At 68.2% G+C, this 20,464-nt stretch carries 25 protein-coding genes; 12 read left to right on the top strand and 13 right to left on the bottom strand.

The genetic code is table 11. From position 1 onward, the window contains the following. Nucleotides 1–2: 2 nt before the first annotated feature. From nosD to TX79_RS16000, 4 genes are read left to right on the top strand one after another with little or no spacing between them, the layout of a single operon-like run. A complete protein-coding gene (gene nosD, locus TX79_RS16015) occupies nt 3–1,382 on the top strand; it encodes a nitrous oxide reductase family maturation protein NosD (RefSeq protein WP_049928650.1) in 1,380 nt (459 codons plus the stop codon). Beyond that, nucleotides 1,363–2,334: an ABC transporter ATP-binding protein gene (locus tag TX79_RS16010; RefSeq protein ID WP_049928649.1), complete on the top strand. Its 972-nt coding sequence runs from the start codon at nt 1,363–1,365 to the stop codon at nt 2,332–2,334. The genes nosD and TX79_RS16010 overlap by 20 nt, the downstream gene beginning before the upstream one ends. Beyond that, nucleotides 2,331–3,251, top strand: coding sequence for an ABC transporter permease (locus tag TX79_RS16005; RefSeq protein WP_049928648.1), 921 nt, complete (start codon nt 2,331–2,333; stop codon nt 3,249–3,251). The genes TX79_RS16010 and TX79_RS16005 overlap by 4 nt, the downstream gene beginning before the upstream one ends. Next, nucleotides 3,248–3,841, top strand: a complete 594-nt coding sequence (locus TX79_RS16000; protein WP_049928647.1) for a nitrous oxide reductase accessory protein NosL — start codon at nt 3,248–3,250, stop codon at nt 3,839–3,841. Before TX79_RS16005 ends, TX79_RS16000 begins: the two co-directional genes overlap by 4 nt. 21 nt (nt 3,842–3,862) lie before the next feature. Here TX79_RS16000 and TX79_RS19745 read toward each other — a convergent pair whose 3' ends face one another. The 5 genes from TX79_RS19745 to TX79_RS15980 form a co-directional block, all read right to left on the bottom strand. Then, complete coding sequence (locus TX79_RS19745) at nt 3,863–4,015, bottom strand: hypothetical protein (protein ID WP_195892524.1); 153 nt, start codon at nt 4,013–4,015, stop codon at nt 3,863–3,865. Nucleotides 4,016–4,104: 89 nt separating this feature from the next. After that, on the bottom strand, nt 4,105–4,515 hold the full coding sequence (locus TX79_RS15995; RefSeq protein ID WP_049928646.1) for a cupin domain-containing protein: 411 nt from the start codon (nt 4,513–4,515) through the stop codon (nt 4,105–4,107). 55 nt (nt 4,516–4,570) lie between these two features. Then, nucleotides 4,571–5,086: a hydrolase gene (locus tag TX79_RS15990; protein WP_049928645.1), complete on the bottom strand. Its 516-nt coding sequence runs from the start codon at nt 5,084–5,086 to the stop codon at nt 4,571–4,573. Nucleotides 5,087–5,095: 9 nt separating this feature from the next. Next, nucleotides 5,096–5,293: a hypothetical protein gene (locus TX79_RS15985; protein ID WP_049928644.1), complete on the bottom strand. Its 198-nt coding sequence runs from the start codon at nt 5,291–5,293 to the stop codon at nt 5,096–5,098. Between the two features lie 51 nt (nt 5,294–5,344). Next, the gene (locus tag TX79_RS15980; RefSeq protein WP_049928643.1) at nt 5,345–5,731 is read right to left on the bottom strand and encodes a hypothetical protein; all 387 of its coding nucleotides are present in this window, start codon (nt 5,729–5,731) and stop codon (nt 5,345–5,347) included. 141 nt (nt 5,732–5,872) lie between these two features. Between TX79_RS15980 and TX79_RS15975 the strand changes: the two genes are divergently transcribed. Then, the gene (locus TX79_RS15975) at nt 5,873–6,487 is read left to right on the top strand and encodes a DUF309 domain-containing protein (protein ID WP_049928642.1); all 615 of its coding nucleotides are present in this window, start codon (nt 5,873–5,875) and stop codon (nt 6,485–6,487) included. Nucleotides 6,488–6,774: 287 nt separating this feature from the next. Here the strand turns inward: TX79_RS15975 and azf are convergent, their stop codons facing one another. Then, the gene (gene azf / locus TX79_RS15970; RefSeq protein ID WP_049928641.1) at nt 6,775–7,524 is read right to left on the bottom strand and encodes an NAD-dependent glucose-6-phosphate dehydrogenase Azf; all 750 of its coding nucleotides are present in this window, start codon (nt 7,522–7,524) and stop codon (nt 6,775–6,777) included. Nucleotides 7,525–7,640: 116 nt separating this feature from the next. Here azf and TX79_RS15965 point away from each other — a divergent pair, with 116 nt between their 5' ends. The 3 genes from TX79_RS15965 (at nt 7,641) to TX79_RS15955 (ending at nt 9,465) form a co-directional block, all read left to right on the top strand. After that, a complete protein-coding gene (locus tag TX79_RS15965; RefSeq protein ID WP_049928640.1) occupies nt 7,641–8,021 on the top strand; it encodes a dihydroneopterin aldolase family protein in 381 nt (126 codons plus the stop codon). A 143-nt stretch (nt 8,022–8,164) separates the two neighbouring features. After that, nucleotides 8,165–8,881 (top strand): LppM family (lipo)protein, encoded by a 717-nt coding sequence (locus tag TX79_RS15960; RefSeq protein WP_049928639.1) that lies wholly within the window; start codon nt 8,165–8,167, stop codon nt 8,879–8,881. A 167-nt stretch (nt 8,882–9,048) separates the two neighbouring features. Beyond that, nucleotides 9,049–9,465 carry a DUF5790 family protein gene (locus TX79_RS15955; RefSeq protein WP_049928638.1) on the top strand — a complete coding sequence of 139 codons (417 nt, stop codon included), beginning with the start codon at nt 9,049–9,051 and terminating at the stop codon, nt 9,463–9,465. 10 nt (nt 9,466–9,475) lie between these two features. Here TX79_RS15955 and TX79_RS15950 read toward each other — a convergent pair whose 3' ends face one another. Beyond that, nucleotides 9,476–10,225: a creatininase family protein gene (locus tag TX79_RS15950; protein WP_049928637.1), complete on the bottom strand. Its 750-nt coding sequence runs from the start codon at nt 10,223–10,225 to the stop codon at nt 9,476–9,478. Nucleotides 10,226–10,408: 183 nt separating this feature from the next. Continuing rightward, nucleotides 10,409–10,603, bottom strand: a complete 195-nt coding sequence (locus TX79_RS15945; RefSeq protein WP_006184028.1) for a cold-shock protein — start codon at nt 10,601–10,603, stop codon at nt 10,409–10,411. 190 nt (nt 10,604–10,793) lie between these two features. Between TX79_RS15945 and TX79_RS15940 the strand changes: the two genes are divergently transcribed. The 3 genes from TX79_RS15940 to TX79_RS15930 all read left to right on the top strand — a co-directional run bounded on the left by TX79_RS15940 (nt 10,794) and on the right by TX79_RS15930 (nt 15,622). Then, on the top strand, nt 10,794–11,258 hold the full coding sequence (locus TX79_RS15940; protein WP_049928636.1) for an Lrp/AsnC family transcriptional regulator: 465 nt from the start codon (nt 10,794–10,796) through the stop codon (nt 11,256–11,258). A gap of 433 nt (nt 11,259–11,691) precedes the next feature. Continuing rightward, a complete protein-coding gene (locus TX79_RS15935) occupies nt 11,692–13,179 on the top strand; it encodes a proton-conducting transporter transmembrane domain-containing protein (protein ID WP_154660597.1) in 1,488 nt (495 codons plus the stop codon). Beyond that, a complete protein-coding gene (locus TX79_RS15930; RefSeq protein ID WP_049928634.1) occupies nt 13,169–15,622 on the top strand; it encodes a DUF2309 domain-containing protein in 2,454 nt (817 codons plus the stop codon). Before TX79_RS15935 ends, TX79_RS15930 begins: the two co-directional genes overlap by 11 nt. Nucleotides 15,623–15,671: 49 nt before the next feature. Here TX79_RS15930 and TX79_RS15925 read toward each other — a convergent pair whose 3' ends face one another. Next, complete coding sequence (locus TX79_RS15925) at nt 15,672–15,890, bottom strand: hypothetical protein (RefSeq protein ID WP_049928633.1); 219 nt, start codon at nt 15,888–15,890, stop codon at nt 15,672–15,674. A gap of 70 nt (nt 15,891–15,960) precedes the next feature. Beyond that, entirely contained in the window at nt 15,961–16,662 is a 702-nt protein-coding gene (locus tag TX79_RS15920; RefSeq protein WP_049928632.1) for a carbonic anhydrase, read from the bottom strand. Nucleotides 16,663–16,811: 149 nt separating this feature from the next. Between TX79_RS15920 and TX79_RS15915 the strand changes: the two genes are divergently transcribed. Continuing rightward, a complete protein-coding gene (locus TX79_RS15915; RefSeq protein ID WP_049928631.1) occupies nt 16,812–17,828 on the top strand; it encodes an NADP-dependent oxidoreductase in 1,017 nt (338 codons plus the stop codon). 4 nt (nt 17,829–17,832) lie between these two features. Here TX79_RS15915 and TX79_RS15910 read toward each other — a convergent pair whose 3' ends face one another. The 3 genes from TX79_RS15910 to TX79_RS15900 all read right to left on the bottom strand — a co-directional run bounded on the left by TX79_RS15910 (nt 17,833) and on the right by TX79_RS15900 (nt 20,418). Then, a complete protein-coding gene (locus TX79_RS15910; protein WP_049928630.1) occupies nt 17,833–18,522 on the bottom strand; it encodes a helix-turn-helix domain-containing protein in 690 nt (229 codons plus the stop codon). Between the two features lie 67 nt (nt 18,523–18,589). Then, complete coding sequence (locus TX79_RS15905) at nt 18,590–19,387, bottom strand: ABC transporter permease (RefSeq protein WP_049928629.1); 798 nt, start codon at nt 19,385–19,387, stop codon at nt 18,590–18,592. Beyond that, nucleotides 19,387–20,418 (bottom strand): ABC transporter ATP-binding protein, encoded by a 1,032-nt coding sequence (locus TX79_RS15900; RefSeq protein ID WP_049928628.1) that lies wholly within the window; start codon nt 20,416–20,418, stop codon nt 19,387–19,389. Before TX79_RS15900 ends, TX79_RS15905 begins: the two co-directional genes overlap by 1 nt. Nucleotides 20,419–20,464 lie beyond the last annotated feature (46 nt).

The raw sequence follows: 20,464 nt of genomic DNA, 5'->3' as shown, positions 1-20,464 counted from the left end.
TCGTGACCGAACGCTACTTCGCCGCTCTCGCCGCGGTCGTCCTCGTCGCGTCACTTGCCGGTGCCGCCGTCGCCGCGACCGAGGACTCGAGCGGCGAGCGACGCGTCGAGGGCTGGAGCCCGGACGTGCCGGACGTTCACGACGTCGAGGAGCCCGCCGGCGACGGCGTCGCGACGGTCGGCGACCGCGAGTTCGACTCCGTGCAGGCGGCCGTCGACGCCGCCGAGCCAGGGGAGACGATCGTCCTCGAGGGACGGTTCGACGAACGCGTCACCGTCGATACGCCGGGCGTGACGCTCGAGGCCGTCGAGCGCGACGCCGCGGTGATCGACGGTGGCGAGGAGGGGACGGTCGTCGAGGTCGTCGCCGACGACGTGACCGTCGAAGGCGTCTGGATCCGTAACTCCGGCTACGACAAGAACGTCGACGACAGCGGCGTCCTCGTGAACGGCTCGAGCGCGACGCTCTCGGAGCTGCGGCTGACCGAGATCGCGTTCGGGATCTGGATCGGGAGCGTCGACGACGTGACCGTCGAGGACAGCCGCATCGCGGGTCGCGAGGACGTCCAGACGGTCCAGCGGGGCAACGGCATCCACCTCTGGGAGACGACCGACGCCGAACTCCGGAACAATTCGATCACGACGGTTCGCGACGGCATCTACTACCAGTGGGCCGAGGGTATCCACGCCGCCGAGAACGCGATGTGGGACATGCGCTACGGCGTCCACTACATGTACTCGAACGACAACGTCCTCGAGGGCAACGTCGCGTTCGACAACGACGTCGGCTACGCGCTGATGGTGTCGTACGACCTGACGATGCGGGGCAACGTCGCGGTCAACAACGACGGCACGAGCGGCCACGGCATCCTGCTGAAGGACGTCGAGGACAGCGAGATCGTCGGCAACGAACTCGTCGGCAACGATAACGGCCTGTACGTGTACAACGCCCAGGACAACCGACTCACGGACAACCTCCTGCTCGAGAACGCGGTCGGCGTTCACATCACGGCCGGCAGCAGCGGCGAGCTGGTAACCGGAAACAGCTTCCTCGGCAACGACGAGGCCGCGTTCGCCGAGACCACCTCGCAGACCAGCTGGAACGGTACCGAGCGGGGCAACTACTGGGCGGACGCTCGGACGGTCGACCTCGACGAGGACGGGATCGGCGACACGCGCTACCGCCCTGCCGGGGCCGTCGAGCGGCTGACCCACGAGCACCCGCAGGCGGCGGTGTTCGCGGAGAGTCCGGCGTTCGATGCGGTGCGGCTGGCCGAGAGCTCGTTCCCGGTCGTCGAGTCGCCCGGCATCGTCGATCAGCGACCGCTGGCCGAGCCGCCACACGACAACTGGAGGGACTACTATGCAGATCACGATCACTGACGTACGCAAGCGATACGGCGATGTCGTCGCCCTGGACGGACCGTCCTTCGAGATCCCGTCCGGGTCGACGTTCGGCGTCCTCGGGACGAACGGCGCGGGCAAGACGACGCTCTTCGAGCTGCTGGTCGGCCACGACCGGCCCGACGCGGGCCGGATCGAGGTCGGCGGCCTCGACGTACAGCAGGCGGGGCACCGCGTCCGCGAACGGGTGGCCTTCCTGCCCGAACACGCCGGCTTCCCGTCGGCGATGACCGGCCGCGAGGTGCTCGACGTCCACGCACGCATCCGCGGGCTCGACGCCCGCCGGGAGCGCATCGACGACGCGCTCGAGACGGTCGACCTGGCCGACGCCGCCGACCGTCCCGTCGAGGGCTACTCGAACGGGATGGGCAGACGGCTCGGCCTGGCGGCGACGCTGCTCGCCGAGCCGCCGGTGCTGGTGCTCGACGAGCCGACCGCCGGGCTCGACCCCCGCGGCGTCGCGACGTTCCACGAGATCATCGAGCGGATCGGCCGCGAGACCGACGCCACGGTCGTCCTCTCCTCGCACGTTCTGGGGGAGGTAGAGCGGCTCTGCGACGAGATCGCGATCTTCCAGGACGGCGAGTTGCGCGCGGTCGGCCCCATCGACGAACTGCGTGCTGACGCCGGCGACGGCGTGACCGTCTCGCTGGACCCGGTCGGCGATCCCGGCAGCCGCGAGCGCGACCGGCTACTGGAAGCCGTCCAGGACTGGGGCGCGGTGACCGACGACGGCGACGCGATCGAGGTCGTCTGCGATCGCGACGACGCGCTCGAGCGCCTCTCGACGCTCGAGCCGGCCCTGGTCGACCGCTTCGAGGTCCGCGAACCCGGACTGGAGGCGGCGTTCCACGAGGCGCTCGGGGCGGACGACGCCGCGGTACCCGAGGCACGGACCGGGACCGACTCCGCGGAGGTGAGTACGTCATGAACGGCCCGCATACGGCGGACGACCGCGAGCGTGACGGGCGGACGCCGAGGCCCGACGGGGGGTACGAGACGACGACCGCCGCGGCGGTCGACCGGGAGAGCGCGTCCGGCGACTGGTACCGACAGCTGCTGGTCGTCGCCGAGACGGAGTACCGGCTCGCGGTTCGCGGCCGGTGGGCGATCGCCCTGACCGCGATCTTCGCCGCTTTCGCCCTCGGGTTGACGACGTTCAGCGGCTCGAGCGTCAGCCCCGAGGGGTTCGAGCGAACGGTCGCCAGCCTGGCCGTGCTCGCGGTTTATCTCGTCCCGCTGGCGGCGCTCGCCTTCGGATACGACGCCGTGGTGGGCCGGGAGGAGAGCGGCTGGCTCCAGACGCTGTTTGCCCTGCCGGTCGATCGTTCCTGGCTCGTCGTCGGGACGGCACTGGGCCGGGCGGTCGTGCTCGCGAGCGCGACGATCGTCGGCTTCGGGGTCGCGGGCGGCTTCCTGTTGCAGGAGTTCGGTCTCGGCGGATTCGACGCCTACGTGCGCTTCCTGCTGGCCGCCGTCGGCCTGGGTCTGGCGTTCCTCGCGATCGCCGTGCTGGTGTCGACGCTGGCCCGCGAGAAGACCCACGCGCTCGGGGCCTCGCTGCTGATCTGGGCGTGGTTCGTCCTCGTCCACGACCTGCTCGGCCTCGGCGTGATCGCGGCGTTCGACCTCTCGGAGACGGCCGTCTCCGCGCTGCTCGTGGCGAACCCGACCGGCGTCTTCCGGGCGCTGGTTCTCGGCTCGCTGGGCGCGGCGGGCGACGCCGGCTTCGCGTCGGTGCTGGCCGAGGCCGGCCTCTCGACGGCCGTGCTCGCGGTCGCGCTGGTCGCCTGGATCGTCCTGCCGATCGCGCTCGCGGCCCTCGCGATCCGGAGGCGACGCCTGTGACCCGCTCGAGTCGATCCGGCCGCGACCGCGGCTGTGGGAGTCCCGATCGGTCGCGCCGTCGCCTCCTCGCGGGAACCGGAGCGTTGCTCGCCGCCGGGCTGGCCGGCTGTACGGGCGACGACGGCGACGGCGACGAACCGCCGGCCGAACCGATCGCGCTGGCCGACGGCCAGGCCTGTGACGTCTGCGGGATGGTGATCGCGGACCACTACGGGCCCGCCGGACAGCTGTTCTACGCCGACGGCGAGCCCGCGGATCGCGACGGACCGGCGTGGTTCGACAGCGTCGCCGAACTGCTCACCTACCACGAGGAGCAACTCGCCCGGGACCGGGAGCTCCGCGCGGCGTTCGTCACCGACTACTCGACGGCCGACTACGAACTCGAGGAACGCGACGGGACGACGTACGTCTCGACGCACGTGGAGGCTGACGCCTTCGCCGACGCGACGGACCTGTCTTACGTCGTCGATAGCGGCGTGGAAGGTGCGATGGGCGAAGCGATCGTTCCGTTCTCGTCGGTCGACGACGCGGAGGCGTTCGCGGTCGAACACGGGGGGTCGGTCCGCGACTGGCCGGCGCTCGTCGACTGACTCCCTTACCGACGGCTCCGGCTATCCGTTCGAGCGTGAGCCCGGGGCTCCCCCGTTCTCGCCCGTTCGACGATGCGTCAGCCAGAGCCGGCCGTAGAGGGCACAGCCGAGCGCCGCGACGCCGAGAAGGTAGACGTAGATCGCCGGTTCGACGAGGGCCGGAAGCGACTGCATCGATCGACGGATCGGACTCGAGGCCGATAGCCGCTCGCCTCGATCCGTGCAGTTACTAAACCGGGGGCTGCGACGAGCCGCGTCCGGCCTCACTCCTCCTGCAGAACGATCTCGTCGTCGCCGTTGGGGACCGCACAGAGGAACGCCCCCGGTTCGTCGCCGTCGTTGCGATACCAGTGGACCGTCCCGGCGGGGATCAGCAACGAGTCGCCCGCCGACACCTCGTAGGTCTCGCCGTCGGGATCGGCAGGCGCACCGATGCCGACCGTGTACTCGCCCTCGAGGACGTACTGTTCGTGTTCGACGGCGTTCGTGTGGGGCGGCACCTCGCCGCCGGCCTCGAGGACGAACCGGCGGATCGCGAACGTCGGTGCGCCATCGGACTCGTCGATGAGTACGCCCTTCTCGAGGCCGTCGGCCGCGTCGACGGTCTCGTACTCGATCGCGTCGCCGTCTCGAACCAGTGGCTCCGGTGCCGGCGTCGATTCGGAATCGGCCATGTCGGCACGTACTCCCGCGATCGAATAATACGTTGCCGTTCGGGGGCGGTGTCACTCACCGCGAGTCGGCCGATCGGCGCAGGTCGAGGACCTGCCGGCGGCCGACGATCGTCAGCGCCCAGCAGAGCACGACGAACTCGACGACCAGCATCACCGGGTGGAGGGTATGCCCGACGTCGCTCAGCGGTAACTCGAGCGTCACGGCGACGTCAGGCATCGTCGGCTCGGGATCCGGGCGCAGCCAGAGGACGTAGTCGGGGACCAGCGCGAGACCCTGCGTCGTCAGGACGTTCACCGCGTCCGTCACGATGTGCACCAACCAACCGATCGCGAGTGCGACGCCTCGTCGTCCGGCGAGCGCGATCAGCGCCAGACTAACCGGGATCGCGACCGCGAGCGAGTGAGCCACGGTGTGCGGGGCCGGCGTCAGTCCGGCCCAGTACAGTGGCCGGCCGACGACGTCGGGCAACGCCGAGCCGATCACTAGCGCGGTGACGGGAAACCGGCTGTAGACGCCTCCCAGATAGCCGACCGCGAGATGCGTGGGGAGCATCAGGTTGAGCGGACCCATGTTGCACCCCTAGCTTTCGTCGGTCGCGTCGGCTCCCTCGTCGCCGTGTACCTCGGCGGGGGTGGATTCGGTGTCCATCGGCAACCGCGCGTCGGCCGCATCGGAGTCGATCCGGATCGGCGTCACGTGGGGTTCGGTTGCCCTCGTGACGGCTGTGATCGTCTGCTCGTCGAAGGGGTCGGTGATAGCGGCGGGATGCGACGCCATAGCTCCAGTATGCCGGCCCGGGGGTTGTGATTGCTGCCGGCAATTGAACCCTCACAGATCCCGGAGCCGTATGCCGTCGGCGACCAGCCGGGCGTTGCGCTCGCGCTCGAGATGGTCGCCGAGGTCGTCGTGGTCGTACAACTGGGCGATCACGTCGGCGTACAGGGTCCGCCACGCGATGGCGTAGATGGGCGACTGGCCCCAGGCCCGCAGTTCGGGCACCAGCTCGTCGTAGGTCTCGTACCGTTCCTCGAACCGATCGATCGCCTCGAGCACCCGCCCGGCGGCCTCGCGTTCGTCGTCGGCCTCCTCGATCGCCCGATTGAGCCGCCGTTCCCAGCCCGCCACGGCCTCCTGCATGTCGGCCGCGGCGTCCGCGTCGTCGTCGGGCAGTCGCTCGAGGATCGGCTCCGGAACGCCAAGCGAGATGGGGTCCATGCCACCGCCGTTCGACGCCAACCGGCATGAAACCCCGTGTCGCCTGCGGCCTCCCTTCGTCACTCCTGTCGTCCTCGCATTGGACTCGTCGGCGACAGCATACAGCGATACGCCTTCGAGGCTCGAGCCCGGAGGTGAGGTATGGACGAGCGGCTTCGGGCGGGCACGGCCGTCTTCAACGACGGCTACTACCACGCGGCCCACGACGCCTGGGAGGATCGCTGGCTCGACCTCGAGTCGGGGACCGACGACGAGCGGCTGCTCCACGGGTTGATTCAGTTCTCCGCGGCGGTCCACCACGCCCGCGAGGGCAACTGGGTGGGAGCGACCGGGCTGGCCGACAGCGCCGGCGACTACCTCGCGGGGCTGTCCGCCGACCACCGCGACGTTCGGCTGCCGCCGATCCGGGCGTTCCTCGAAACGCTAGCGGCCGATCCGGAACTGATCGAACGCCGGCGGCCGCCCGTCCTGGAGCACGACGGCGACGCCCCAACGCTCGCGGACCTCGGGTTCGAGCCGACGGCTATCGCGGCGGTGGTCCTCGGCGAGGAACTGGGGTACGATCCCGAGCCGCTCGAGGCTGCCCGCGAGTACGCCCGGTCTGATCTGGCTGCCGGCGAGGACGACAGTCGGTTCATCTCGCTGCTGTTCGACTTCGTCCGCGAGGACGACCACCGGGGAATCGTCTACCGGCGGCTGACGCAACACGTCGGCCGACGGCAGTCACGCGAAGCGGACGTCGACGGGCTGTTCTGACGGTCCCGAACCGTCGGCGGGCGACGACGGTCGCCGGCTCGAGGCGTTCCGAACCCCGTGACTTTTCCTGCTCGCGTGCCAATCGTCGCTCGAACCATGTCCGACTTCGTTACCGTCACCTGCGACGAGTGTGGAACGGAGTTCAAAGCGTACCCGGACGCCAACGCGGCGCAGAAAGAGGCCTGTAGCCCGACCTGCGAGTGATCGTCGGGCGGCAGTTCCCGGGCGATTTTTTCGAGCATCGTGTCGCCCCTCGAGTGGGTTCGTAGCTGCTCGAGACGAGGGAGTCAGTCGTGTTCGGCGGAGTTGTCCTGCGGCTCGTACCCCAGGACCTCGCGGGCGCGCTCGAGCGAGTAGTACTTCCGGTCGTTGTCGCTAATTCCGTAGACGATCTCGTAGCCGTAGTCGGCCGTGACGCAGCGGTCGAACAGGTGCGCGCAGTCGCGGTAGGAGAGCCACATGGCCTGGCCGCGCTCGTAGTCGATCGGCGGGTGGTTCTTCGTGAGGTTACCGATGCGGACGCAGACGACCGAGAGGCCGTACTCGTCGTGGTAGTAGCGTCCGAGCGACTCGCCGGCGACCTTCGAGACGCCGTAGAGGTTGCCGGGGCGGGGCTGTTCGGTCCCGTCCAGCAGGTAATCGTCGTGCGTGCGGTACATCTCGGGGGTACGCTCGTCGGTCTCGTAGTGGCCGACGGCGTGATTGGAGGAGGCGAACGCGACCTTCTCGACGCCCGCGTCGACGGCGGCCTCGTAGACCGTCTGGGTGCCGTCGATGTTGTTCGTCAGGACGCTGTCCCACGGGGCGGTCTTCCGCGGATCGCCCGCGAGGTGGATCACGGCGTCGATCCCGTCCATCGCCTCACGGACAGCCTCGTCGTCGGTGATGTCCGCGACGACGAACTCGCCCGGGTGGTCCTCCGTCGGCGGGTCGCGATCCAACAGGCGCCACTCGTACTCCGGGTCGTCCGCGAGACCGCCGAGGATCGCCTGCCCGACCCGGCCCGCAGCCCCGGTAAGCAGGACAGACTGTGCCATTCGTGTGGAGGCAGGGACAGCGTCGATAAGAACCATGCGGTTCGCCCCTCGAGTGAACCGCCGCCCCACGGCAGGGGGATCGCAACGTCCTTGCGCCCGGCCGGCGAGGTCGACCTATGAGCGACGGGAGGCCCCCTTCCGAGGCCGAGGAACTCTGTTTCGAGGCCGGCATCAAGTTCGGAACGCTGTACCACCAGTTCGCGGGAACGCCGGTCGCCCTCGAGAGCGCGCGGGAACTCGCGACCGCGATGGAATCGGCCATCGAGAACCAGCCCTACTGCGAGTCGGTCACCGTCGACGTCCGCGAGGCCGAACTCGAGGCCGCTCTCGCGGCCGGTGCGGCCGACTACGTCGAACTGACCGGCCGCTTTCTCGAGGTCGAAATCGTGGTCGCCGACGGCGACCGCGAGGTGCTCGCGCGCATGGAGATGGACGACGGCTACCCGCTGATGCGCGTCGTCTCGGTGGACGACGGGACCGTCGACGACGGCCGGTAGCACTGTGCGTTCCCACGCCGCCATCGTAGAGCGCGTTCCCCTACGGTCCGAACCGGTAGCGCTCGACCTCCGCGCTGCCGGATCCGTTCTCCGCTCGTCCGGAGAACAAAAGTCCTAAGACTGGTTGAATTTATAACACTAATATGGATCGAGAACGATCGGGACGCGTTTACCTCGCGGTGAGCGTCGTCCTCGTCGCGGCAGTCGCGATCGGTCTGTTCGCGACGCCGCACGTCGCACAGGAGGAGGGCGATTCGAAAGTGGCGATCACGGTGACGGCGGACGGCGAAATCGAGTCCCAGCACGTCGTCCAGGAACTGCCACCCGGAATCGGAGAGGGGATGGACTTCCTGAGCGCGTTCGGCGACGTCGACAGCCTCGGTGAACAAGTGGCCAACGCGTACGTCGAGGACGATAACGGCATCGACGACTACGAAGGTCTCGAGGAACGCGACACCGACGACGCCTACGTCGTCGAGTTCACGCTGGTCGACATCGACGTCGACGAGATGTCCGACGTCGATACGACCGTCGAGGACGGTACCGTCGCCTTCGAGATGACGGGCGGTGAGGCCCAGATGTACCAGGAGAGCCCGCTGGACGAATCGTACCTCGATGCCGCCGGCGGCAGTACGGTCGTCGTCGAGATGCCCGGCGAGGTCACCGAGACCAACGCCCTCGAGACGGACGGGTCGACCGCGACCTGGCACCTTCACGAGGAACTCCCCGACCAGTTGACCGTCGAGTCCGGTACCGAGGGCGGTGGCGACGGCGGCGGCGACGGTATTCCCGGATTCGGTCCCGCCGTCGCCGTGGTCGCGCTCGCGATTGCGGCACTCGCGGTCGGTCGGCGTCGGTGACCACTGGCCGGCGGTCGGGTTCGGTGGTCGGGGGTACCGCCCGTCACGGTCCCTCGAGAAGCCTTTCGGAATCGTACCATCGTTCGTCGTGTACGGGGTCTCACGAGCCTGGTTTCACTTTCACTTTCGGGCGATCTTTTAACCCGAGCGGCCGTGAAGTGGGTGACATGAGTCAAGCGACGCTCGGCGACGACGAGGAACTGTTCGGCGAAGCGGCCTCGGAGATGCGCGAGGACGTCGAAGGGTCGCTCGAGGCCGCCTGGGAGAGCCTGCCCGACGCGGACGACGTCTGGGAGACCGACGCCGACAACGTGCTCGGCGTGCTCAACGGCCTCAACTCGGCGCTGGACGCCGGCGACGCCGAGGAGCACCTCCGGGACGCCAAGAAGTGGTTCACGATGGGCCAGCGGGCCGACGCCTTCGACGACGCCGAGGACTTAGAGGAGGAGATCGAAGAACTGGAAGCGACCGTCGAGACCCTCTCGGAAGCGAGCGAGCAAGTCGGCGAGCTCACCGCGACGGTTCCGGAACTCCGCGGGACGCTACAGGAGACCGCGGCGGACGACGAGGGCGAAGACGAGTAACGTCGCGTCGTCAGGTTCCGCCGTCCCGCCGCTCCGGCGATGAGACGTCGCGTTCGGCGACGGCCTCGCACAGTCGTTCGAGCGCCGCGGCCGCCAACTCGAGCAGTTCCTCGCCGCGCTCGGCGGATCCGTCCGCCGGGTCCCCGACCACGCCGTTTTCGGTGAACGCCGCCGCGTCGTAGGCCAGGTTCACGTGGCTGACCCACTCGCCCCAGCCGTCGGCGGCACCTGTACGGGCTTCCTCGATCCGATCTTCCTGCACGAGGTCCGGGGCGATTCGTCGCAGGAGTGCCGTCTCGAGCGGGCCGCCGTGGCCCATGTCCCTCGAGTGGTCGCCGACGGCGTCGAACCAGGTGAACGGGACGGTGTAGGCCGTTCCGTCCCGGGTGAGGCGTGCGCCGACCTCCCGGAGGGCGTCGACGTTGCCGCCGTGGCCGTTGACGAGGACGACGCGGTCGATGCCGTGGTGGGCGAGGCTGGCGACCGACTCGCGGACGTAGTCCCGAAACGTCTCCGGCGAGACCCACATCGTCCCCGGGAACTGGCGGTGTTCCTCGGCGACGCCGATCGGGATCGCCGGCGTCCGAACGATCTCGCGGTCGCTGCGATCGGCTACGGCGTCCGCGACGGCCTCGGCCGTGAGTACGTCGGTGCCCAGCGGCGCGTGGGGGCCGTGCTGTTCCGTGCTGCCGACCGGCACCACTGCGAGGTCGAACTCGCGATCGGCGACGTCCGTCCAGGTGGCCGACGTGAGGTCCATACGGCGTTCGAGGACCGGTCGTCCCTTGTATGCATCGTCCACTGCCGACGCCGTCGCTACGCGGTGTAAAATACTGCAATCAAGTGCCGATACCGTTACGAACCGAGTACCAACTGAAACGAGTTATACCCGCTTGCACGGAATCGTGCGAGCGGCGTACACTGGCGTTCAGTTGCTACTCCCTTACAGGCGCTCGACGTTCGTCGCGCGCGGGCCCTTGGGGGCCTGCTCGATGTCGAACTCGAGTTCCTGCCCTTCCTCGAGGTCCGGGCCGCCGATGTCTTCCATGTGGAAGAACACGTCGTCGTCCGCGTCCTCAGTCTCGATAAAGCCGTAACCGCCAGTGTCGTTGAAGAAATCAACGGTTCCTTGCGCCATTGCCTCTAAAGAGACTGGCCGGATACGTATAAACGCTCCGGCTCGTCCCGGCCCGTGATCTGCGGTCACACGATCGCCAGACGACGCCGCAGTCGCCGGGGTCGGCGACCGCGGATTCCGTCGCCGGGATCGACGAATCGCGGGTGCTGACAGGCGAAGTCCCTTATATTCTCCACGCCAAACACGACGTATGAGCGAGTACGATCTCGACGCGGTCGACCGGGAGATCCTGTACGCGCTGCAGGAGGAGGCGCGGAACCTCTCCTCGAGCGAGATCGCCGAGCGAACCGAGGCCTCCTCGAGTACGGTCCGCAAACGCATCCAGCGACTCGAGTCGGAAGGGATCATCAAACGCTACACCGCCGACATCGACTACACGAAGTCGGGGTATCCGATCCGCATGCTGCTGTTCTGTACGGCACCGATCCCGGAGCGGGGTGAGTACCTCGAGTCGGTGCTGGAGGTTCCGGGGGTCATCTCGGTCCAGGAACTGGTCACCGGCGAGGAGAACCTGCTCGTGACCGCCGTCGGCGAGACTGACCGGGACATCACGCCAGTCGCACAGGAACTGTCGGACCTCGGGTTGACGATCACCGACGAGGTACTCGTCCGCAGCCACGAATCGACCTCGTTCGACGAGTTCGCCGACGAATAGCCGGCGAACGCCTGCCCTTCTCACCGGCGTGAGACCGAGGTCGGCGAACGGATCCGCCGAGGCGACCCGACGGAATCGATCGTTTCGTTCGTCGGAGTACGCGGATCGTTCCCAACCCGGCCCGGCCCGTCGGGCGTTCTGCGGTATCGATCGACTCCCGACTCTCGTCCGAACCCGTCCGCTGATACCGTCCGTATTCTCGAGAACGGGCGTACTCACTCTCGCGTAGGGTCCGGGTATCGACCGCCACGCGATCGAATCGATCCGTGGAAGTCGTTATCACGAACGATTTGTTCGAACCAGAGGATATAATAACCACCTTGTCCAAATAGCGTTCGAAGACGACCAGTTCGGTAATACTTGCCTGTACTCGCGACGTGCCGTTCGGGCCGTCCGACCTGGTCGGAGGGGATACCGAAGAATGTCCGACGAAATGCCGTCACACGAGGGTGAATCGTTCGCAGAACCGCCGAACCAACTGACGCCGACGCTTCCGCGGGCTGCGACCTGGACGGTCTGGACGCTGTTCCTGTGCAGCGTCGGAGTGCTCGCGCTGACCGCACTGCGGGGGTACGAGTGGGGCGTCCCCGGCGTCGTCGTCCTCGACGGGTTGACGGCGGTGATGTGGGTCGTGGTCACGTTCTTCAGCGGCATCGTCCACAGCTACTCGCGGCGCTACATGGCCGGTGACAGCGGTATCGACCGGTTTTTCGCGTCGATATTCGCCTTCACGCTCGCGGTCATGACGCTGACCGCGGCGGATCACGTCGTCCTGTTCGCGGCGGCGTGGCTGGTGATGGGGCTGGTGATGGCGTCGCTCATCGGCCACGACCGCGAGTGGGCGCAGGCCCGCGCGGCCGGGGCGCTCGCCGCCAAGTACTTCCTCACGAGCACCGCGTTGCTGGCGGGTGGCCTGGCCGTTCTCGCCTGGACGACCGGGACGACGTCGCTCTCGGAGATCCTGACGAATCTCGAGACGGCTCCGACGACCGCCGTGATCGCCGCCGTCGGCGCAATTTTCCTCGCGGCGATCGTCCAGTCGGCGCTGTTCCCGTTCCACGGCTGGCTCCTCTCGTCGATGACCGCGCCGACGCCGGCCTCCGCGCTGATGCACGCGGGATTCGTCAACGCCGGCGGGGTGCTGCTGACCCGGTTCGCCCCGGCGCTCACCGAGCACCTGGCCCTCATGTCCCTCGCCGTCCTCGTGGGCGCGTTCAGTGCCCTGCTGGGCCAGGCGACGCTGCTCGTCCAGTCGAACGTGAAGCGGGAACTCGGCAGTTCGACGATCGCCCAGATGGGATTCATGATCCTGCAGTGCGGGCTGGGCTTCTTCGCGGCCGCGATCGCCCACCTCATCCTCCACGGCTGCTACAAGGCCTACCTCTTCCTCTCGGCCGGGGCCGCCGTCGAACACACCGTGCCGAAAGCGGCTGATCGCACCCATCTGGGCTTCTCGGGTGTCGCCGTCAGCCTCCTCACGGCCGTCGCCGGCGGCGCGCTGTTCATGGTCCTCACTGGGAAACTGTCGGGCCTGACTGTCACCCTCGACAGCGGCGTCGTGCTGGCGCTGGTCGTCGTGTTGACGACGCTCACCGCGGCCCGGGACATCCTCCAGCGGTCGACCCTTCCGGCGTCGCTCAGACTCGTCAGCGTTCCGGTCGTCGTGCTCGTCGCGATCGGCGCTTACGCCGCGACGTTCAACGCCGTCTCGACGATGCTCGCGGACGTGCCGATGACCTACGCCCCGACCGAACTGACGGTCGTCCACTACCTCGTCGTCGCCGCCTTCGTCGGTGCCTATATAGTCACGGAACTCGGCTGGCACCGCTCGAGCGAGCGCCTCTACGTCGCCCTGCTGAACGTCTCCCAACCGTCTCCCCCGACCGTGCTCACCGATACGGAGGACTACCATGACGCGTAATCAGCCCACGACCGAGATTCAGGACCACGTCGCAGAGCGTATCGACAGCGTCGCCGACCGCATCGGATCGGTCTGGCCGCTCCACTCGTTCGTCACCGCGAACCCCCTCTCGGGGTTCGAGGACCGACCGTTCCGCGAGGCCGTCGCCGAGGGCGAACGACTGTTCGGCGGCCGCGGCTACCCCCGACCCGAGGTCTTCCGTCGCGCCTGGGAGGACGGTCGGATCGATCCGGACGTCCTGCGCGAGGAACTCGCCGTCCACGGGATCGACGACGACCCCGAGTCCGTCCTCGAGCGACTGGCCGAGCGGGTGCCGGCCCGCGGCGACGAGACGGACGACGCGATCGAGACCGTCGACCGCGTCCTCGCGAAGTGGCTCGCCGCGTTCCTCGACCAGGGACACGCCAACTGGTCGATGCCCAACCGCGAGGCGGGGTTCTACGCGGCCTGGCGCGAGCTGGCTCCCTACGACGGCGACGTGCCCGGCTGTGACGACCCCGACGACCTGCCCGAAACCGCGATGGACGCGCTCGAGGCGGTCCTGGGGGGGTATCCGGAGCCGAAGTGGGACGTGATCCTCGAGCACCACCTCGCCGCACTGCCCGGCTGGACCGGGCTGATCAAGCAGCGCGCCGACGACGACGCGGATCCGTGGCAGTCCGCGTACCCCATCACGCTGGCGGAGTACCTGGCCGTCCGGCTGACGCTGTGTGACCTGCTGGACGCGCCGATCGAGCCCGACGACCCGTCCGGGGCCGACGCCGGCGCGACCGACGACGGGGACGAGCCGCTCGAGGAAATCTGGCTCTCGGCCTGGGAGCGCAGCTATCGCGACCGCCTGCTCGAGGACGTCGACGACTCGGTCACCGAGTCCGCCCACGGCGACGGCGAGCGGCCGGACGCGCAGCTGGTGTTCTGTATCGACACGCGCTCGGAGATCATCCGCCGCCACGTCGAGAACCAGGGGAACTACGAGACACACGGCTACGCGGGCTTCTTCGGCGTTCCGATGCGGTACCGGGGCCACGATTCACACGCCGAGAGCGAGGCCTGCCCGCCGATCGTCGACGCCGAACACCGGATCGTCGCCGCACCCGATCCCGACGCCCCCGAAGCGACCGAGCACGACCGCTGGACGGGCCTGGCGACGGCGGCCCGCAAGCACTGCAAGCGGCTCAAGACCAACGTCGTCGCCGCGTTCACCTTCGTCGAGGGTGCCGGCAGTGCCTACGGATCGGCGCTGGCCGCGCGGACGCTGGTCCCCTCGTGGATCGCGAGGCTCCGCGACGCCGTCGACGAACGCGTGCCGAGCCCACACGAGTTCACCGCGCCGGCACTCGACCCACAGGCGTACGATCACGACCACGGCGACCACGATCTCGAGGGGGGGATGAGCTTCGAGGAGCGCGTCGAGTACGCCCGGACGGCCTTCGAACTCATGGGCTGGACGGAGTTCGCCCGCCTGGTCGTCTTCACGGGTCACGCCAGCCACACGACGAACAACCCGTTCGACTCGAGCCTCGACTGTGGCGCTTGCGCCGGCAACCCCGGCGGTCCGAACGCCCGCGTCCTCGCCGAAATCTGCAACGACGAGAGCGTCAAAGCGGAACTCCGCCAGCGTGGCTTCGATATCCCCGAGGATACGGTCTTCCTCGCCGCCGAACACAACACCACGACCGACGAGATCACGCTGTTCGACGACGGCGTGCCCGAGAGCCACGCGGACGACGTCGAGCGCCTTCGTGTCGACCTCGAGCAGGCTCGCGCCGACGCCGCGGCCGAACGGACCGACTCGATGGCGGGCGACTCCGCCGACGGCGTCCGCGAGACGGAACGCCGCGCCGTCGACTGGGCCGAGACCCGGCCCGAGTGGGGGCTGGCCGGCAACGCCTCCTTCGTCATCGGGCCGCGGGAACTGACCGACGACGAATCGCTCGACGGGCGGGCCTTTCTCCACTCCTACGACTGGTCGACCGACTCCGACGGTGACGCGCTCGAAGCCATCGTGACCGGCCCACTCGTGGTCACCCAGTGGATCAACAACCAGTACTACTTCGCGACCGTCGACAACGCCGTCTACGGCAGCGGCTCGAAGGTCACGCAGAACCCCGTCGGCAACGTGGGCGTCGTGCAGGGCAACGGCGGCGACCTGCTGACCGGTCTCCCGCTGCAGTCGCTGAAGGTCGCCGACGACGAACCGTACCACCTGCCGCTGCGCCTGACGGCGGTGATCCACGCGCCGCTCGAGCGCGTGACCGAGATCCTCCGCGAGCACGAGGACGTGCGCACGCTGGCCGACAACGGCTGGATCGGCGACCTGACCGTCGTCGATCCCGCGCAGGCTAACGCCGTCTTCCACTATCAGGGCGACCTCGAGTGGGAGTCGCCGGCCGAACGGTCGGCGGAACCGCGGGCCGCAGAGGCGAGCGTGACCTCGGACTAAGCGGCCCGTTGTGGCCGAGCACAGACGCTTCGTTCCCCAGTCGCTTCGTTCACGTCTGTTCGCGCTCCTCGAGTCGGTGGACCGTCACGGAGACGAAGTACACCAGCATGAACAGCAGAAAGCCCACCACGAGCCCCCCGAGCTCCCGGGCACCGATTCCGGCGGGGCCGACGAACGCGAGCGCCGCCAGGGCGACGACGAAGATCGCGATCGTGAACGCCCCGATCGCGTAGTAGAAGCCGACGTCGGAGTCGAACCGGTCTCGCATAGGCGTCCGTTTCGCCACGACCGACAAAACGGTACCGACGGCCGTTCCCACTTCCCGTTCGTCGGTCGCGTCAGAACAGCAGGCTCTCGGTCGCCGTCGCGAACTCGTCGGGGACCAGCGCCGCGATCCGCTCGGAGTCGGTCTCGCCGTTGACGTTGACCAGGTAGGCCCGGCCGTACTCGTTGCCGTAGACGCCCTGGAAGTCGTAGACGAAGCCGTAGACGTCGACGTCCTCGGGTACGTCCTCGGACTCCCGCAGGAACTGCGCCTGGTGGTCGACGTTGTACTCGACGAGCTGGTTCACCACGGCCGACTCGGCCGCCTCGCGGTCTATCAGCCCGCACTCGAGGGCCTCCTCGACCACGGGAACCAGCAGTTCGACCCACTTGTCGACGCCCTGCGGGCCGGGGAGGTCGCCCCCGGTCGCGACCCGGTAAGCGGCCGTAATCGCGCCGCAGCCGGTGTGCCCGACGACGGCGACGACGTCGGTGTCGGTGTGGTAGATCGGGTAGAGGACGCCGCCGTCGACGATCCGCTCGCCGTCGTCCGTATCCCAGACCTGGTTGCCGATGTTGCTCGGGGTGAAGATCACGCCGGGGTGGTCGAACCCCCACATGTGCTCCTGTGGCACCCGCGAGTCCGAACAGCAGATCGCGACGGTCTCCGGGTGCTGGCTCGTCTGGACCTCGGCGAAGTACGCCTCGGGGAGGGACTCGACGTGGCGCTGGTTGCCGGCGAGCAGTTCCTCGAGGAACTTCCGAGTGGTTCCCATGGCCCCACTCCGACGAACGAGGGCAAAAAAGTTCGAGGCGATTCCCACCGCTGGCGGTACGTTCCGCCGGTCGCTCGCCGACTGGTGGTCCGTCGATCTCGCCTTCCGGGAGGCAAATCTTCACCTGTCGGCGCGTTCACGAGTCGGGTATGGCCGAGACACGCCAGTGGCGACTCGCCAGTCGCCCCGTGGGCGAACCGAGCCAGGACAACTTCGAACTCGTCACCGTCGAACGACCCGAACCCGGGCCGAACGAGGTGCTCGTGAAGACGCTCTACCAGTCGGTCGACCCCTACATGCGCGGCCGGATGCGCGACGCCGAATCCTACGCCGAGCCGTGGGACGTCGGCGATCCGATGAAGGCAAACGTCGTCGGCGAGGTCGTCGAGTCCAACAGCGCGCAGTTCGAGGCGGGCGACGTCGTCACCGGCGAACTCCTGTGGGCCGAACACGCGGTCGCCGACGCGGGCGAACTGCAGGCAGTGAACCCGGACCACGGCCCCGTCTCGACCGCGCTGGGCGTGCTCGGCATGCCCGGCGTGACCGCCTACTGGGGGTTGAACGACGTCTGTGACCCGAAACCCGGCGATACGGTGGTCGTCTCCGCCGCGGCCGGCGCGGTCGGCTCCGTGGTCGGCCAACTCGCGAAACTCTCGGGTGCGCGCGTCGTCGGCACCGCCGGCAGCGAGGCGAAGGTCGACTGGCTCACCGACGACCTCGGGTTCGACGCCGCGATCAACTACAAAGCGACCGACGACCTCTCGAGTGCGATCGACGAGGCCTGCCCCGACGGCGTCGACTGCTACTTCGACAACGTCGGCGGCCCGATCACCGACGCCGTCTGGCCGCGGCTGAACGTCGACGCCCGCGTCGCGGTCTGCGGACAGATCGCGCTGTACAACGCGACCGAGGTCCCGACCGGCCCGCGAAAGCTGGCCAAACTCATCGAGTCCCGCGCGACGGTCGAGGGCTTCCTCGTCAGCGACTACCAGCAGCGATGGGGCCAGGCGCTCGAGCGCCTCTCGACGTTCGTTCAGAACGGCGACGTGAAGTACCGCGAGAACGTCGTCGAAGGGTTCGAGAACGCGCCCGACGCCTTCCTCGGGCTGTTCGAGGGCGAGAACATCGGGAAGCAGTTGGTGAAGGTCGCCGAGTACGAGGACTGACCGCTCACGGTTGCGGTTCGAACTCGACTCCTTCCGTCCCCGCGCGGATGAGTTTCGCCTCCGCCTTTCGCAGGTGTTCACTGGCCGTCGCGGCCGCACAGCCGAGCGCATCGGCGACGTTGGCGTGGGTAGCCGCCCGCGGTTCGTCGTAGTGCCCCAACGCGAGAGCGGCGGTGACCGCCTCGCGCTGGCGCTCGCTCAGCGCCGTCGTCGGTCGGTCCGGATCGCCGCGGCCGGTCCCGATCTCGTCGATGCGGACGTCGATCGCGTCGCCGACCCCGTCGAGCGCGGCCTGCAGGCGGTCGGGATCGCCGACGACGTGGCCGTAGACCGCGCCGTCGCGGTAGACGAGCGGGCGCTGAATGACGAGTCCGGGCTGGGAACACGCCCGGTCGGTCAGGTCCGCCATCGGCGTCTCGAGGGGACGCATCTCGACGAGCGCGTACCGCTGTCCCCGCTCGTCGGCCGACAGCGCGATCGATTCGATTCCGGGCGTCCCCGCGACGCGGTCCCCGAAGTACTCGGCGTCGCCGTCGATGGCGAACAGCGCCGTCTCGCCGTCGTCGCGGCTGGCGTTCCAGTTCACCTTCCGCGCTTCGTCGATTCGCTCCCCGTTCGCCAGCACGTTCAGGAACGTCGGCGCGGTGTCGGGATCGACGGTCGCGGTGGCGCGGAGATATTTCGTTGCGCACATCTCTGTGGCGGATCACACAAAGGTCTCATGCTCGAATCGACTCGGCGACGAACCGAGGCGGACGCCGTCAGTCCGTCAGCCCGTAGCCGATCTTGAACAGGTAGATATCGATCGCGATCACGACCGCCGTCAGCAGCGTGAGGATCCCGAGCGAACCGAACGGCGCGAACTCGGCGTAGGCGGCCGGCGCGACGTGGTGCATGTCCGAGTAGCCCAGCAGGCCGTACCGGACGCTGTCGACCATGTAGACCATCGGGTTCAGCAGGGAGACGTACTGCCAGATCGGCTCGAGCATGGTCAGCGAGTAGAAGACCGCACCGAAGAACACGAGCGGCCGCAGGATGAACTGGTTCATCACGGTGAGGTCGTCGAAGTCCCGCGCCACGAGGCCGCCGATGATGCCGAAGCCCGCGAACAGCGCCGCGATGATGATCATCGTCGCGACGAGGAACGCGGGGTTCGAGACGGTGACCGGGACGAACAGCGCCCCGATGACGGCGATGATGACGCCGACGATCAACCCGCGAACCGCGCTCGCGCCGACGTAGGCGACGACCATCTCCGCGTAGGACAACGGCGAGGTCAGCGTCTCGTGGATGTACTCGTTCCACCGGCCGTGGAAGATCGAGAAGGAGGCGTTCTCGAAGGCGTTCGAGATCGTTCCCAGCACCACGAGGCCGGGAATCAGAAAGAGGATATAGCCGATGCCCTCGACGGGTTCCTCGATCCGGCCGCCGAGGATCACCCCGAAGACCGCGAAGTAGAGCACGTTCGTGATCGCCGGCGGCATGAACGTGTTCTTTGGTCGTCGGACGAACCGCAACACTTCGCGCCGGAACAGCGAGCGAAAGCCGGTCGAGAGCATCAGGCGACCCCCTCCTGTTCGCGCTCGGATTCTCGTTCGCCGGTCGCGGTATCGCTGTCGTCGTCACCGGCGCTCGAGGCCGACGACCGCGTCACCGTCCGGTCCTCGCTGCGGGTCATGTCGACGAAGATTTCCTCGAGGGACGTCCGCGAGATTTCGAGGTCGGCGATCTCGTACCCCCGGGCCTCGAGGTCGTTGAGCAGTCGCGGTGCGGTCGAGCCGCCGTCGTCGACGCGGACCTCGAGCCGGTCGCCCGTCGCCGAGACGTCGTGGACGTACGATCCGAGGTCGGCCTCGAGCGACGCGGAGTTGATCGTCCCCGTGGACTCGAGGCGGACGGCGATCGTGTCCGTCCCCCGTTTCTTGAGTTCGTCCGGCGTCGCGACCGTGATCTTGCGGCCCTCGTTGAGGATCGCGACCCGGTCACAGAGGCGTTCGGCTTCCTCGATGTAGTGGGTCGTCAACAGGACGGTGGTCCCCTCCTCGTTGAGTTCCGTCACGAGGTCCCAGAGGTCGTGGCGCAACTGGACGTCGACGCCCGCGGTCGGTTCGTCCAGGATCAACAGGTCGGGATCGGTCACGAGTGCCCGCGCGAGCAGGAGTCGGCGTTTCATCCCGCCGGAGAGCCAGTCGAACCGCTCGTGGCGCTTGTCGTAGATGCCGACGCGTTTGAGCACCTCGTCGGCGCGTTCGGCGGCCTCCTCCGTCGGCACACCGTGGTAGCCGGCCTTGTGCATCAGCACCTCCTTGATCGGGAAGAAGCGATCGACGTTGAACTCCTGGGGTGCCAGCCCGATGGCGTCCCGGGCCTGCCGGTAGTCGTCTTCGACGTCGTAGCCGAAGACGCGGGCCTCGCCGCCGGTCTTGCGAACCAGACCGACCAGCGTGTTGATGAACGTCGTCTTCCCCGCGCCGTTCGGTCCGAGCAGGCCGAAGAACTCGCCTTCCTCGACCGTCAGCGACAGTTCCTGCAGCGCGCGCAAGTCGCCGTACTCCTTCACCAGATCGACGGTCTCGATGGCCGGTGGCATCGCCGGACCGTCGGCCCCGGCCGCGGTTAAAAATGTTGGATCCGGC

This window comes from Halopiger goleimassiliensis, from assembly GCF_000455345.1.
In the GTDB taxonomy this organism is placed as follows: Archaea; Halobacteriota; Halobacteria; order Halobacteriales; family Natrialbaceae; genus Halopiger_A; species Halopiger_A goleimassiliensis.
Note: the sequence above shows the minus strand (reverse complement) of the source record. Positions and strands in the feature narration are given on the sequence as shown.